Genomic DNA, 14,566 nt, shown 5'->3' with positions numbered 1-14,566 from the left:
TTGCTAATTTTGAATATATAAATTTAGCTATGGAATTAGTATTTGCTACAAACAACGCCCATAAATTAGAAGAAGTCCAACAAATGGTTGGCAATAGGTTTTCTATTAAATCACTTGCCGACATCTCCTGCTTTGATGATATTCCCGAAACTGGAAACACATTTGAAGATAATGCCAAGCAAAAGACTAATTATTTAGTTGAAAAATATCATGTTAATTGCTTTGCTGATGACTCAGGATTAGAAATTGAAGCATTAGGAGGTGAGCCCGGTGTCTATTCTGCTCGCTATTCCGGATCTAGAGATATGGAACAAAATATCGACCTTGTTCTCGAAAAATTAAATGCCGAAACAAACAGAAATGCTCGTTTTAAAACAGTGATTTCTTTGTTTCTTAATAATCAGCAGTATTTCTTTCAAGGAATTGTCGAAGGAAAAATTATTGAGGTCAGAACCGGAACCAAAGGTTTTGGATATGATCCTGTTTTTATTCCAAACGGATTCGACAAAACTTTCGCTGAAATGACTTTAGAAGAAAAAAATAAAATTAGTCATCGGTCTATTGCTGTTGGAAAACTTGTCGAATTTCTTAATTCATAAAAAAGGGACTGTCCAATTGGACAGCCCCCATAATATATCACTCAGCAAATCTTAATTATTTACTCCTGGATTAGTAATGATTTCTACTAATGGAGTAGGGAATGTATAACGCTCATCATTTGGTTGAACTAAACGTCCAGCACCTTCAGAATTAATTGGCATATTTCTACGCTGAAGATCAGGTACGCGTAAGCCCTCACCTAAGAATTCAATCCTACGTTCTAATAGAATAGCCTCTACTAAAGTAGCTTTACTAGGAGATGCTGGAAAGGTATAAGCAGCATCAGAACGGTTGCGAACCGCCTTTAATAAAGCCAATGCTCTTACTTGTGATCCTGCCTCTGCTTCTGCCTCTGCTAGATTTAATAGAACTTCAGAATATCTAATCGCTGGAATCCAGTCCAAGAAAGGAGATGCACCAGAGAATTTGGTCAATAAATTCAATTTACCATCTGAGGATTTTGCAGTCATTTCCTTCTTACGGTCATCAGTGGTTGGCCATGATGCACTTCCGAAAATTCCATCAGGAGATAATGAATATTCAATATTTCCTTCATTATAATAATAGCCCAATTGATTTTGAGTTCCTGGAGCATTATTCGCTTCAAATGGGAAACTTAAGATACGCTCATTAATGGTGTAATTGGTAAATACATCTTTAATGGCAGGAGCTAATTGATGAGGAACACCCGTACTTGCTTTGAATGGTGCCGTTGCACTCACAATCTTATTGGACTCAGAAATAACTTTTGCATAATCTTTCATCGCTAAATAAACACGTGATTTAAATGCAATTACAGTATTCTTATGCGCACGAGTTGATTGTGTTGTTGCGTCGCCGTATGTTGCTGGAACTGCCGCTTCCGCCTCGTTTAAATCTTTAATGATTTGAGAATAGATATCTTTAACTGGACTAGCTGGCAAATCATTGTTTTCAGAATTACGTTCTGCTAATAAACGTAAAGGAATACCTTTTGAAGCACCATTATCAGCTGCATAAGGTTTTGCAAATAACTGGACCAATGAATAATAGGTTAAGGCGCGAACAAACTTAACCTCACCCACCAACTGAGATTTTTTATCCGCTGGAAGAATATCTGTTCCTACTTCCTCAATTCCTTCTAAAAAGATATTGATACGGTTAATGGTTAAATAGCCACGTATCCAAAAATCAGCAACATAACTGTCTGTTTCATCATTACTGAATTGATAGGTGGAATAACCTGTAACATTATTTTGTCTTTGATTGACAAATTCCTCTGAACGGATATCGTTATAGATTAAATAACGTCCACCATAGAATTGACCATTTTTAATGGATGAATATATACCTGCAACCTGAGATTCTATACGATCTGCACTTGAAAATACAAATTCGCTTGGGATAGAGATTTCAGGAGCTAGTTCTAAAAAGTCCTTTTTACAAGAGACCGTACTGAACAATAAGGGCGTAAGAACCAATAGCCCTACTATTTTATTTTTGATTTTAAATCTTCTCATGACACAAATAATTAAAAACCTAAGTTAATACCGAATGTGAATGTACGTCCATTTGGCATAGAGTTACGTTCAACGCCTGAGTTTAAATTTCCATCTCCATTCGATGAAATCTCCGGGTCAACACCTGTATATTTCGTAATTAAGAATGCATTGTTTACCGCTGCATATACTCTTAAGCTTGAAATACCTGATTTTCCAAAGATGCTGCTTGGTAAACGGTATCCTAATGAAGCAGTTTGTAATCTGATAAAGTCGCCTTTCTCTATGTTTGATTGTATAGCGAATGCAGATCCATTGGAGATATTATCTCCATAAATTGCTCTTGGAATATCAGAATTTTTGTTTTCAGGAGTCCAAGAATCCAACATGTCCACAGAGTTGTTCCAGATACGTTGATCTCTTAAACCAGCTCTAGTACCATTGTAGATATAGTTGCCTCCTGAGAAAGTAAAGTTTAAGGTCGCATCAAAATTGCCAAATTGAAAATTGTTATTGAAACCTCCAAAGTAGGTTGGCAAGGTATTACCAGCTGCAACAGCATCACCAGCTACACCTGCTGCTCTTGTTCCGTCTAAGTATGAATAAGAATAAAATCCTTCAGTATTTGGAGCATTATGTAAATATTGAACCTCTTCTCCATCTCTGTTGATAAAAATTCTTCTTCCATTTGCAGGGTTAACACCATTCGTTGGTACCGCATAGATTTGCGCTGCAGATTTTCCAACCTCAGTAATACTTGTAGTCTCTAATCCAGCTGTTGTTGCAATTAAAGGTCTTCCTTCGTTATCTAATGCAGTCACTTCATTTTTATTCGTCGAGAAGTTTAATGTAGTAGTCCATTTGAAATTCTCTTTTTGTACTGCACGTACATTTAAAGCAAATTCAAAACCTCTATTGTACATAGAACCTATGTTCATTAAAATTGAATTTCCTGGAATACCTTTTGAAGGTGTTTGTGGTACCGCTAAAATTAATCCATTATGGTCTTTGTTGTAATAACTTGCTTCTAATGACACTCTATTGTCCAAGAAACCTACATCTATACCAAAGTTGGTTTGATCTGAGGTCTCCCAACCTAACTCTCTGTTTCCTGCTTGCGTGAAAATCATACCACCAGCATTTCCGTAAATTGTTGGGTCGTAGATGTCAAATGAACCGTATGAATTTGATATTGCACTGTTACCAACTCTACCCCAACTAGCATTAAGACGTAAGTTTGATACTACATTTGCCAATGAGCTAGATTTAAAGAACTCTTCTTGTGAGATGGTCCAGCCTGCTGAAACACCACCAAAATTACCCCATTTCTTACCTGCAGCTAAAGCTGATAATCCATCACGTCTGAAATTGGCAGTGAAATAGTATTTGTTTGCAAAGTTGTAATTTAATGAAGTCAGAAAAGATTGAATTCTGTTTTCTCCAATGCCATTACCACCAGCATCATTGGTTAAGAAGTTTCCTTGATATTGATTGAAATACCAGTCTGTTAAATCATAACGAACACCTCCCCAGTTTTCAACACGAGTACTTTGTGCTTCGTGTCCTGCTAAAACTACTAAGTTATGGTCACCAAAAGATTTATTGTAAACCAAAGAGTTCAAAACAACCCAGTTATTGCTTTTAGCGGAATTATTGTACGCATAACCATTAAAACTATAACCATCACCATTGATAGGATTCCAAAACTGTTGATTATTTGTATTTCTTAAATCCCAAGTGAAATTATTATTTAGAGTAAGCCCATCTAATAAATTAAAAGTGGAGTTAATATTCGCAAAGAAACGATTTGTTTCTGAACTGTTCTTGTCTAAATCACGAATTGGTAGTGGGTTAGGATAGTTAGGTGCCAAAACATTCGCCCCTTTTCCAATTGAACTTCCTGTTACATTGTAATCACCATTAGGTAAATATCCTGGAACATTAGGTGCTTGTACCATAGCAATACGTCCTAATCCCGAAGTATTGAAAGCAGCACCTGCTACTGAACCAGAATTTGGAGAATTATTAGCACTGTTTGTGAAGTTTAAGTTTGCTCCTAATTTAAACCAATCTGTTACCTTATGATCGATGTTCGCGCGAACACCTTTTCTTTTAAATGAGTTTTTAACCAAAATACCATCTTGATCAGATAGGTTACCTGAGAAAAAATATTTTGTAGCTTCATTTCCACCACTAACACTTAAATTATGATTATGAGAAATTCCAGTATCATACACAAAATCATACCAACGTGTATCAACTGGATTACCATTTGCATCCAATGTTGGGAAGAATCCTCCGTCAACAGGATACGAAGCCGTAGATAATTTTGGATTTATTTCTCTAGCATTTTTAATTGCATTATTCTTATGTGCAATGTATTGCTCGGCATTCATAAGTTCAGCTAAACGAACTGCTTTTGAAGAGCCAAACCAACCATCATAAGAAACTTTTGCAGCACCTGCTTTACCTCTTTTAGTTGTTATTAATAAGACCCCTGCAGCACCTCTTGATCCATAAATTGCTGTTGAAGCCGCATCTTTTAAAATGTCAACTGATTCAATATCCTCTGGGTTAATATCACCTAATGGATTGTTCGCTGCAGAGTTTTCTGAAACATCACCAGTTGAAATCGGAATACCATCAACAACTACTAATGGAAAGGAGCTTAATGAAAGTGAGCTCAATCCACGTACACGAACAACCGGAGGATTGTTTAATACACCGCTAGGCTGAATGATGTTTACTCCTGAAGCCTGTCCTGTTAACCCTTGGGTAAAACTCTGTAATGGACGGTTTGCAACGGTTTCTCCAGAAACTTTTGCAGATGCTCCCGTAAAGTCTTTTTTGCTCTGTACCATATATCCCGTTACAACAACCTCATCTAATGTTTCATCATCTGAAGCTAATTGTACATTGATAACAGCACGTGTTCCAATCGCTGTTTGGAAGGATTGATACCCAATGTACGTAAAGGATAGGGAACCATTGTTGTCAGGTACTGAGATCGTGTATGATCCATCTCCTGATGTTTGAGTTGCTGTAGAAGTTCCGACAACTCTTACCGATACTCCAGAGATCGGAGTGCCGTCTGTGGCAGAAGTAACCGTTCCGGATACCTGCCGATTTTGCGCATAGGCACTGCCAATAAGCAGCACGCATAGCACAAGCATGCTAAGTAATCTTTGTTTCATGTGTTGTTTAGTTAATATTAGTTAGTAAATACAGCTCTTTAGATCAAATACTTACTGGTTAGTGAAAGATGCCTCTAGAATTCAACTTTCGGGTTGAATATGTTTATAAATTTTTACATATCAAACGGTTGCTTATTGTAAAATTTATAAAAACCACCTATATTGGTGATTAAAAATTATTTAATATGTAAAATATATTTTTAAAATTAACGTTAATTAACTGTTAAATATTTGTATTTTCAATTAACAGATGCTTTCGGTTAATAAAATATATCTAAAGAAGTAAATATTATCTTAATTCTATATTTTACGAAAAATGAAATTATTGTTATTCAATTGATGGGAGGTTATTCTAAATTGTTCAGTTTTTTTAAAGATTCAATCATATTTGTAACAATGATGTTGGATAGGGAACCCTCAATTTAGGCTATTTAGGAATAGGTTATAATTAAAAATTCGGAACTTATGAACCTACTTTTTTGGGATATTTTGTCCCTTATTTTTTAAACTATCAGAGATGACTGAGTTAATACTTTCCGGTAAATTTTGGGTTGTGGTACTCGATGATTTAGAACTATCGATTTTGGTTTCCATTTTATCTTCAGGTTTTTTTGACGGTGTTTCCTGCTCTAATTTTGTAGAATCAACCTTAGATTTAGAGCCATTGTCTGTTTCATCTGACTCAATTTTCAATTGATTTCCTATATTCTTATTCCCTAAACTGTCTTTTTGGTTCTCGATGCCAGTGGATTTAGACCTTTTTCGGTTCAGCATATCTTCAACTGATTTTGGCCTGTCTTCAGGTTTCCATAAAAATCCTGGCAAGACTTCAATTTCTTGTGTAACTAGTTTAAATGGATAAACCTTTTGGTCTACCTTTCGAATAGATACATAATCAATTATTTTCTTGCCTTCCATATTTATTTTAATACGACTGCTTCGATCATGGAACATTTCAGTAATCGTATTGGTTTTATCATTTGTAGAGAAAACTAAATTCTCAGCATTCCCATCGACATATAATCGATCAATATTATTATTGGCAAAAAAGGCGGTAATCTTTCTGCCTTTTAATTGGTTAAATTTTAATGTATCTAAGACTGCATTGACCATAAAGGCATTATCTTTTAATAATGCATTGTCCATCTTGTTATTTTTGATCTGCATATAGATGGTGTCCGCATTGATTTGTGATCCTTCAGACCAAATCATGGGCGAACCCATAAATCGGAACATAGAGTCAACCATACCATAATAAACCGAATCGGCTACTGCTTGAAGGTCGGACTTAAAAACCCTAACATTGTAATAGGCCTTAACAATTCTTGTTCGGGCAGTGTCTGCATAGATCTGGGTGGAATCCTTTAATAGCGTATCCGCAGTTTGGGCAACCTTTAATGCATTCGACATCAAACTGTCCTGTTCTTTTCCTGTAGGCATGACCGCATTTCTTCGCAGGATACTATCCGCTTTTGTACTGGCTTGAATCGTTGCCGAATCAACTGGTTTTGGTTTTGCCGGAACTGCAATTTTTTGTTTAACCGGTATTTCCTTTACTGTTGTTGTCGGTTTTTTTTGAGGTACAGCTTTTGTAATCTCATTGCTGATTGTAGTGTCTGAAATAGTTGTTGAATCACCCGATTCAAATAATTCAACTTCATCCAATGCCCCATAATCGACTTCTGTTGTGTCCTCCATTTGACCACCATTACGATCCAATTTTAAATCCAATGGCCTGTAATCCCGAACAAAAATAACCCGAGAATAGAGGGTGTCAGCGGTCATATATGCCGTATCAACTTTGCTGGTTTGCCGTGGCAAAATAGGTTTCGCTAAACTATCTACTTCATCAGGCTTCGTGACTACTAAGCCTTGATTTTCGAGTCTATCCTTCTCTAATTTCTCAGACTCTTTTCTTTCTTTTTCCTGGGCTCTATCTAGTTTTCTTTGCTCTCTTTTCGATAATGCTTCAGTTGGAATAGAATCAGTTTGAATGGTATCTTGGGAAGTATCATTGGAATCTGTCTGGACGACGTATTTGATCAATGGCTTGTTCGTCATTAGAATGGATTGCTCATTTTCAAGATATTTACCATAGCCTCCACTCGCATAAAATTTGTCTAGTGTATCTACAAAAAGTACATTTCTAAAGGCCTCGCCAATCCCTTTGTTGCGGTCATAAAACAAACTATCTCCCTTTAAAAACTTGCTGCTTTCAGTATACAGATTGTTCTTGTTGAACTTAGCTATGCCAAATTCTGTATTGTATGTTCCCTTTTCTGTATATAATTTTTCGCCAGAACGACCATTTATCGTGGTGGGGCCAAAAAAGAATGCATCTCGATACATCGTATTATATTGCATTGTATCGGTATAAATTATGGTGCTTTGATTCCTTACAACAACTTTATTGTTAAAATAAGCATCCTTCGTGTTCTCAAAGTAATAAGCCTTTTGAGAGGTAATAGTGTCTCCTTGTCCAATAATACGACCGCCACCAGTATAAGTTCCCTGCTGGCTCCTTAAATTATAGGTAAGATAATTTGTGGTTAAAGTACTCTGTGCATCCACCATCTTGACATTCTTTGTCAGAACGGCATGTTGTGAGGAAGCATCATAGTGAAGATGTGTACCTTGAATAACTGTTCCGGAAGGTTGAGTTATAACAATATTTCCATGGGCTTCAAAAAATTCATTTCCAATATCGTCTTTATATAAATCACCACTGTCTGCCGCTAAAGTTGATCCTTTATGTTCGTAAACAGCATTATAACTCCTTAAGATCTTTTGATTGATGAATCTGCTACTTGAAGACGATACCAAACGCATAGGCGCATCATTATTCTCTGCTGTATTTACAGGAGTAAATTCATCCTGCCCGTGCGCAGAAATGCAGATCATGCTGATAAGTATTAACAATAGGTATCTCACAAGCGCAAAAATATAGAATTAATTAGCAAAAATTTGTTAAACAATAAATTTTAATGCCTCTGACTTTACATTATTAATAATCTGTAATTTTGGAAATGCCAGTTTTGGAAAGATTAAAACAGTTCATCATCGAAAAGAACCTCCTAACTCCGGGAGATCGCGTTCTTTTGGCAGTAAGTGGCGGGAAGGATTCTATGCTTATGGCAAAATTTTTCCATGATTTAAATGTTGATGCCATTGTTGCACATTGTAATTTCCAGTTAAGGGGGGAAGAGTCTGATAAAGATGAGAAATTGGTGGTTGAATATTGTGAAGAACTTGGGTTCCCAGTTTTACTTAGAAAATTCGATACCGAACAATTTGCTGCTAAGAATAAAATTTCAATTCAGATGGCCGCTCGACAATTGCGATATGAATGGTTTGAATCAGCACGGGTAACACATAATTGTAGTGTAATTGCCATTGCACAACATGCAAATGATCATTTGGAGACTGTCCTATTAAATCTTACGAGATCAACGGGAATTCAAGGACTCTTGGGTATTCAGCCAAAACGCGGTTTTATCATTCGTCCATTATTGTTCTTGTCTGCCTTGGAAATCGCTCAACTTGTTGACAAATTGAAAGTTCCATATCGTGATGATCAGTCAAATTTTTCAACCAAATATGCCCGCAATAAAATAAGGCTTGAAATCATACCTAAATTCAAAGAGATACAACCAGATTTTGAAACGATCATTCTTCAAAATATTAAGCACTTTGAAGAGAGCCAACAGTTTATCCAAAGACAAGTTGAAAGCATTCGACAATCAATTTTTCAATCCCAAGATGAGAATATCATAATATTAAAGGATCTGATCCGACCTTATCTTCAGGAATCTTATCTGTTATTTGAAATCTTTAAAATATATCATTTCCAACGAAATGTTATTGAGGATTTAATCTCTGTATTCGATCAGGGAATGGGGCAGGTTTTTCAATCGCAAACTCATGAACTTTTATTGAGTCAGAATGACTTGATAATTAGAGAACGTGCTGAAGACAGAATTATCGATGAAAAAATTGAAAAATTGGATTCAAAAATAAAGCTCCAGGATAAACTGTTTTCGATGGAAGAAGGTCACGAAATTGAATTTTCTGATGACAAATCGAAAGTACAGGTTGATCAGGATTTGCTTAAGTTCCCTTTAACCATACGAACGTGGAATCAAGGAGATTCCTTTAAGCCTTTGGGAATGGAAGGATCTAAAAAGCTTAGTGATTATTTTATTCAGCAAAAGATAAATCGTTTCGAGAAAAACACTGTCCCTATATTAGTTAATGCCGATGGAATTATTATTTGGGTGCTAGGAATGCGCTTAGATAATCGCTTTAAAGTGACAGAAAATACAAAGAAAGTACTTACTTTAGTATATAAATAGCAATTATGGAGGATCAAATCTTATTTCAGGAAAAACAATACCTAGGTAGAGACTGGACTTGGATTAGTGTAAGGTTAATTTTAGCCTTGTTTTGCTTTGTTGCCTATTATATCAATTGGGAACATGTCGTTTCTCAGCAATTGTTCTTCATTGTAGGAGTTGGAATCCTATTGGTCTCAATCATTATGCTCTACATGGTGAGTTACAGAACTACAATTACCAAAACTCACGTAATCTTAAGCGGCCTTTGGACAACAAGCTTGGTGAAAATAGACTTGAACTCAATCAAATCCGTAGAAAAGAAAAACTACTCAACTTTCTTTTTTAATAATCCAGTTTATAATTTACACAAGAATGGAAAAATTAGATTCTATTCTGGAGGAAAAGAAGCTTTATGGCTAACCGATAAAGATGGACTTGTCTATGTTATTGGTTCTCAGCATCCAGCTCAACTTTTGCAAGCTGTTATAAAAGCAAAAAACGAAAAGTAAAAAAATGTTAATTGAGATTTACTTGACAATCAAACCCGCTTTGCTTTTGTTTATTTATTAAATTTGGTAAAAAGCATTAGAAATGACATTTATTTATATCTTAATATCAGCAGTTATTTTTTATTATCTATTTAAAATAGGTATACGTTTACTTATGCCATTCTTTATGAAAAAAGTGGCCGAGAAAATAATGAACGGCGCTCAAGGTCAATATGCTAATGGAGGTCCCAACCAACAGCAGTATAATGACCCTTTTTCTCAATTCAAGCAACAACAACGTCCTGACGGTAAAGTTCGTGTTGAATACATGCCCCCAAAACAAGAAAAACAAAGAAAAGGAACTGAAACAGCAGGTGAATTTATTGACTTCGAAGAAGTAAAATAGGACATAGAACCTAAAAAGTTTATCTTTGTGTTGCTATGTGGCTCAAACATCTATCCGTCTTAAATTTTAAGAACTATACTGATTCTTCTTTAGAGTTTTTACCCCAAACGAATGCCTTTACAGGGCAAAATGGTTCCGGAAAAACGAATCTCTTAGATGCAATACATTACTTATCTCTTTGTAAGTCTTATTTCAATCCAATTGATTCCCAGCACATAAAAAAAGGTGAAGATTGGTTTATGGTTCAAGGACAATTTGACAAAGACCTCAATCTTGATGCAGTATCCTGTAGCATTAAAAAAAATCAAAAAAAACAATTTAAAAAAAACAAGAAAGAATACGGAAGATTGGCAGATCACATCGGACAATTTCCCCTCGTTATGATTTCCCCAAATGATAGCTTTATCATCATGGACGGGAGTGAAGAACGTAGGAAGTTTGTTGACAATGTTATTTCCCAAACGGACAATCAATACCTAGATATTTTAATTTCTTATAATAGACTGCTCTTGCATCGTAATACCGTATTGAAAAATATTCGGGAAACTGGGGTTTTTGATATCGGTTTATTGGAAGTCTTGAACCTTCAATTGGTAGATGCCGGTGAAAAGATATTTATAAGAAGGCAGAAATTTATGGATGAATTTTTACCCGAATTCCGACGCTACTATCAGTTTCTGTCAGATGATGTCGAACAGGTTGATTTAGTCTATGAATCTCAATTGCAGAACCAAGATTTCTTAGACCTATTAAACAAGAGCTTGGATAAGGACAGAGCCTTGGAACGAACAACCGTAGGGATTCACAAAGATGATTTGCAATTCAGTATACACGAAGGAATGCAACTCAAGAAATTCGGCTCCCAAGGCCAACAAAAATCCTTCCTTATTGCTTTGAAGTTAGCTCAATATGCATTTCTGAAAAATAGAAAGCAATTTAAACCTCTACTATTACTCGATGATATCTTTGATAAATTAGATGATCAAAGAACTCGTAAGTTAATGCAATTAGTCTCTGAAGATGAGTTTGGACAAATATTTCTTACCGATACCGACTCAGCTAGAATTAGGAAAATATTTCAAGAAATCGGAAAGCCAATTCGTATCTTTGACATACAAGGAGGTCTAGTTAATGGCGAAGTACAATGATGATGCATTTAGAAGAAGTGATGATGTAACCATCAAACAGGCAGTTGATAAATTATTAGAAGTTTATAGACTTAGACGTAAGTTTGATGAAACTTCAATCGTCACCGCTTGGCCAGAACTTATTGGACCTGCAATTGCCAACCGAACCCAACAAATTTATATTAGAGATAAGAAGCTTTTTGTCCGAGTCGAATCCGCAGTCATTAAAAATGAACTGGCAATGATGCGAAGACAAATTATTGGACGTGTAAATGAATACGTTGGAAAAGTGGTCATAGAGGAGTTTGTGATTCTGTAGTTCTTTTATTCTTATTCTAATTTATGAAATATTACCTATCCGCACTGATGGGATTTATTATATGGGGAACATTTGCCCTTGTGTTAAAACCTCTCAGTGGGTTCGGAGCCCTAGACATTTTAATCCATCGAGTCCTATTTGCATCAGTATGTATCTTGTTAGCTTGTTTTATATTTCGAAGAAAACAGACTTTAGAAAGCATTCGATTTATTAAATCCACCAGTAGAAATGAAAGATTAAAACTTATTGTCAATGTAATCGCCAGTGCCATATTATTAGGAATGAATTGGTTCCTATTTATTTATGTGATGAATGCGGTGAGTGTTAATGCCACCTCACTTGCATATATGATCTGTCCAATTTTAACAACTGTACTTGCTAGCATTTTCCTAAAAGAACACCTAAACAAAGGACAATGGTTTGCAGTTGGCCTCAGTGTGGTAAGCTGTATTATTTTAGCCTATGGCCATTTCCTAGATCTATTTTATAGTTTTATCATAGCACTTTCATATGCAGGATATTTAGTTCTTCAAAAAAATAACTTTAAAATCGATAAATTCTTTACTCTAACTATTCACATATTAGTCAGTACAATTTTGTTGTTGCCAATACTTTCTGTAGTAGATGCCTCTATCCCTAAATCGACGGAATTCTATTCTTATGTTCTTATCATTGCCATTGGTTACACCATCATACCATTGTTTCTGAATATTTATGCACTTAAAGGTTTGGATTCCTCAGTTGTGGGGATTCTTTTGTATATTAATCCTATCATTAGCTTCTTTTTGGCAGTCTTATATTTTAAAGAGGCAATTACACTAACTCAGGTTGCAGCTTTCTCTATGATTTTAATTGCTGTTATTATCTTTAATATCGCATATATCTATGAAAGAAAACGGCAATCGGTCTTAAAACCCGAACCTAATGAAGTTTAAGGAACAGCTGTTTCAATTATTTGAAGTATCGGACGATCAAGCAGATCTTATTATTTCCAGATTTATTCCGGAACATTTAGAAAAGAATCAATCTTTTCTGGAAGAAGGCAAAACATGCAATAGATTAAGTTTTATCGAATCCGGTATCTTTAGGATTTTTAAATTGACTGAATCAAAGGAAGTAACACAATGGATTGGTTCCGACGGTTATTTTATCACCGATCTGGCTTCCTTTTTCTTTAATTTCCCTTCTAATTGGGGAATAGAAGCATTGACGGATGCAAAGATTTGGACACTCCAAAAATCCGAATACTTAAAAATTCAGGAACAGATCCCTAATTGGAATGTATTGGAAAAACGCTTTATAGCCAAATGTTTTATGCAGGTTGAACATCGCGTTTTTGACTTTATAGCACTTACTGCAGAAGAGAGATATATTAAATATTTTGAAACGAACAAAAAGCTCTTTAATCAGGTCCCCTTACAATATATTGCATCTGTATTAGGTATGAGTCCTGAAACCTTAAGTAGAATCCGTAATAAATTATCTTCTTGACAAATGTCAAGAGCTTCTGATGTTCTCTAACCTATCTTTGGTTTATGAAAGAACAAATAGAATCTCAAATTACAATCAATGCCCCTGCAGAAGCTGTTTGGAAGGTATTGTCTAATTTCAACTCATATCCAAGTTGGAGCCCAACAATTTCTGAATTTTTTGGTACACCAATAGTTGGTCAGCGTACTAAAGTACTCCTAAAACAACCTGGAGGGACAAGTATGAAAATGAACCCTGTCTTTTTAAAAATTGATGTAAATGAAGAATTGAGATGGAAGGATAGATTGCTTATGAATGGAATATTTGATGGAGAGCATTATTTTATCCTTCAAAGGATTTCAGACAACCAAACCAGATTAATCCAAGGTGAATTATTCTCCGGAATATTGGTTCCTTTATTTAAAAAAATGATTCACGGAAATACAAAAAATGGATTTGATCTTTTTAACGAAGCGATTAAGGAGAGGGTAGAGTCTAGACTATAAATATTGGTCTAGATCTCCTTTGCCTTCACGAATTACCTCAAATTCTCCAGAAGTTATATCAACAACTGTAGAGGCAACGTTATCTCCATATCCACCATCAATCACTAAATCCACCTTGTCTTGATATTTTTCATAAATCAATTCCGGATCAGTTGAATATTCGATGATTTCATCTTCATCATGAATGGAAGTCGTAACAATCGGATTGCCCAATTCTTTGACAATGTCCCGAACAATATTATTGTTTGGAACACGGATACCAACAGTTTTCTTTTTAGAACTCAATAGTTTAGGAACTTGAGAACTTGCGTTGAATATAAATGTAAATGGTCCCGGAAGTGCCTTCTTTAAAACCCGAAATACTGTGGTGTCAAACGGTTTTGTGTATTGGGATATGTCCGTTAGGTCGTAACAAATAAAGGAAAGATTAGTCTTGTCTGGCTTTAATCCTCGTAAAGCATAAACCCGCTCTATTGCTTTCTGGTTCGTGATATCACAGCCCATGCCATAAACAGTGTCCGTAGGGTAAATGATTACTCCACCTTTTTTTAAAATCGCTACAGCCTCTTCGATCGCTTTAGGATTTGGATTGTCTTCATATATCTTTAATAGCATGTGAATCGATATTATTTGTTATGTAAACA

At 35.4% G+C, this 14,566-nt stretch carries 13 protein-coding genes; 9 read left to right on the top strand and 4 right to left on the bottom strand.

Annotation, left to right across the window (positions count from 1 at the left end):
- Window positions 1-29 precede the first annotated feature (29 nt).
- Window positions 30-599: a non-canonical purine NTP diphosphatase gene (locus E0Y80_RS04650; RefSeq protein WP_156306238.1), complete on the top strand. Its 570-nt coding sequence runs from the start codon at window positions 30-32 to the stop codon at window positions 597-599.
- A 51-nt stretch (window positions 600-650) separates the two neighbouring features.
- Here the strand turns inward: E0Y80_RS04650 and E0Y80_RS04645 are convergent, their stop codons facing one another.
- The 3 genes from E0Y80_RS04645 to E0Y80_RS04635 form a co-directional block, all read right to left on the bottom strand.
- Window positions 651-2,099 (bottom strand): RagB/SusD family nutrient uptake outer membrane protein, encoded by a 1,449-nt coding sequence (locus E0Y80_RS04645; protein WP_156306237.1) that lies wholly within the window; start codon window positions 2,097-2,099, stop codon window positions 651-653.
- An 11-nt stretch (window positions 2,100-2,110) separates the two neighbouring features.
- Entirely contained in the window at window positions 2,111-5,272 is a 3,162-nt protein-coding gene (locus tag E0Y80_RS04640) for a SusC/RagA family TonB-linked outer membrane protein (protein WP_156306236.1), read from the bottom strand.
- A gap of 471 nt (window positions 5,273-5,743) precedes the next feature.
- Window positions 5,744-8,203 (bottom strand): OstA-like protein, encoded by a 2,460-nt coding sequence (locus E0Y80_RS04635; protein WP_231595922.1) that lies wholly within the window; start codon window positions 8,201-8,203, stop codon window positions 5,744-5,746.
- Window positions 8,204-8,298: 95 nt separating this feature from the next.
- Between E0Y80_RS04635 and tilS the strand changes: the two genes are divergently transcribed.
- The 8 genes from tilS (at window position 8,299) to E0Y80_RS04595 (ending at window position 13,922) form a co-directional block, all read left to right on the top strand.
- Window positions 8,299-9,624, top strand: coding sequence for a tRNA lysidine(34) synthetase TilS (gene tilS / locus E0Y80_RS04630; protein ID WP_156306235.1), 1,326 nt, complete (start codon window positions 8,299-8,301; stop codon window positions 9,622-9,624).
- Window positions 9,625-9,629: 5 nt separating this feature from the next.
- Window positions 9,630-10,115: a hypothetical protein gene (locus E0Y80_RS04625; RefSeq protein WP_156306234.1), complete on the top strand. Its 486-nt coding sequence runs from the start codon at window positions 9,630-9,632 to the stop codon at window positions 10,113-10,115.
- Window positions 10,116-10,197: 82 nt separating this feature from the next.
- On the top strand, window positions 10,198-10,500 hold the full coding sequence (locus E0Y80_RS04620; protein WP_156306233.1) for a DUF4834 family protein: 303 nt from the start codon (window positions 10,198-10,200) through the stop codon (window positions 10,498-10,500).
- 35 nt (window positions 10,501-10,535) lie between these two features.
- Complete coding sequence (gene recF / locus E0Y80_RS04615) at window positions 10,536-11,648, top strand: DNA replication/repair protein RecF (protein WP_156306232.1); 1,113 nt, start codon at window positions 10,536-10,538, stop codon at window positions 11,646-11,648.
- Window positions 11,632-11,946, top strand: coding sequence for a DciA family protein (locus E0Y80_RS04610; RefSeq protein ID WP_156306231.1), 315 nt, complete (start codon window positions 11,632-11,634; stop codon window positions 11,944-11,946). Before recF ends, E0Y80_RS04610 begins: the two co-directional genes overlap by 17 nt.
- Before the next feature lie 23 nt (window positions 11,947-11,969).
- Complete coding sequence (locus tag E0Y80_RS04605; protein ID WP_156306230.1) at window positions 11,970-12,881, top strand: EamA family transporter; 912 nt, start codon at window positions 11,970-11,972, stop codon at window positions 12,879-12,881.
- Entirely contained in the window at window positions 12,871-13,437 is a 567-nt protein-coding gene (locus E0Y80_RS04600) for a Crp/Fnr family transcriptional regulator (protein ID WP_156306229.1), read from the top strand. Before E0Y80_RS04605 ends, E0Y80_RS04600 begins: the two co-directional genes overlap by 11 nt.
- Before the next feature lie 44 nt (window positions 13,438-13,481).
- Window positions 13,482-13,922, top strand: a complete 441-nt coding sequence (locus E0Y80_RS04595; protein ID WP_156306228.1) for an SRPBCC domain-containing protein — start codon at window positions 13,482-13,484, stop codon at window positions 13,920-13,922.
- Here the strand turns inward: E0Y80_RS04595 and E0Y80_RS04590 are convergent.
- Window positions 13,917-14,537 carry an L-threonylcarbamoyladenylate synthase gene (locus E0Y80_RS04590; protein ID WP_156306227.1) on the bottom strand — a complete coding sequence of 207 codons (621 nt, stop codon included), beginning with the start codon at window positions 14,535-14,537 and terminating at the stop codon, window positions 13,917-13,919. The genes E0Y80_RS04595 and E0Y80_RS04590 overlap by 6 nt on opposite strands.
- Window positions 14,538-14,566 lie beyond the last annotated feature (29 nt).

Origin of the sequence: Sphingobacterium endophyticum, assembly GCF_009733535.1 — a bacterium.
Taxonomy (GTDB): Bacteria; Bacteroidota; Bacteroidia; order Sphingobacteriales; family Sphingobacteriaceae; genus Sphingobacterium; species Sphingobacterium endophyticum.
The sequence above is the reverse complement of the archived record's forward strand: the minus strand, read 5'-3'. Positions and strand labels throughout refer to the sequence as shown.

What these genes read in the sequence shown, in the direction of transcription:
- E0Y80_RS04650 (WP_156306238.1), top strand. Translation starts at nt 30, where the DNA reads ATGGAATTAGTATTTGCTACAAACAACGCCCATAAATTAGAAGAAGTC.
- E0Y80_RS04645 (WP_156306237.1), bottom strand. Translation starts at nt 2,099, where the DNA reads ATGAGAAGATTTAAAATCAAAAATAAAATAGTAGGGCTATTGGTTCTT.
- E0Y80_RS04640 (WP_156306236.1), bottom strand. Translation starts at nt 5,272, where the DNA reads ATGAAACAAAGATTACTTAGCATGCTTGTGCTATGCGTGCTGCTTATT.
- tilS (WP_156306235.1), top strand. Translation starts at nt 8,299, where the DNA reads ATGCCAGTTTTGGAAAGATTAAAACAGTTCATCATCGAAAAGAACCTC.
- E0Y80_RS04625 (WP_156306234.1), top strand. Translation starts at nt 9,630, where the DNA reads ATGGAGGATCAAATCTTATTTCAGGAAAAACAATACCTAGGTAGAGAC.
- E0Y80_RS04620 (WP_156306233.1), top strand. Translation starts at nt 10,198, where the DNA reads ATGACATTTATTTATATCTTAATATCAGCAGTTATTTTTTATTATCTA.
- recF (WP_156306232.1), top strand. Translation starts at nt 10,536, where the DNA reads ATGTGGCTCAAACATCTATCCGTCTTAAATTTTAAGAACTATACTGAT.
- E0Y80_RS04610 (WP_156306231.1), top strand. Translation starts at nt 11,632, where the DNA reads ATGGCGAAGTACAATGATGATGCATTTAGAAGAAGTGATGATGTAACC.
- E0Y80_RS04605 (WP_156306230.1), top strand. Translation starts at nt 11,970, where the DNA reads ATGAAATATTACCTATCCGCACTGATGGGATTTATTATATGGGGAACA.
- E0Y80_RS04600 (WP_156306229.1), top strand. Translation starts at nt 12,871, where the DNA reads ATGAAGTTTAAGGAACAGCTGTTTCAATTATTTGAAGTATCGGACGAT.
- E0Y80_RS04595 (WP_156306228.1), top strand. Translation starts at nt 13,482, where the DNA reads ATGAAAGAACAAATAGAATCTCAAATTACAATCAATGCCCCTGCAGAA.
- E0Y80_RS04590 (WP_156306227.1), bottom strand. Translation starts at nt 14,537, where the DNA reads ATGCTATTAAAGATATATGAAGACAATCCAAATCCTAAAGCGATCGAA.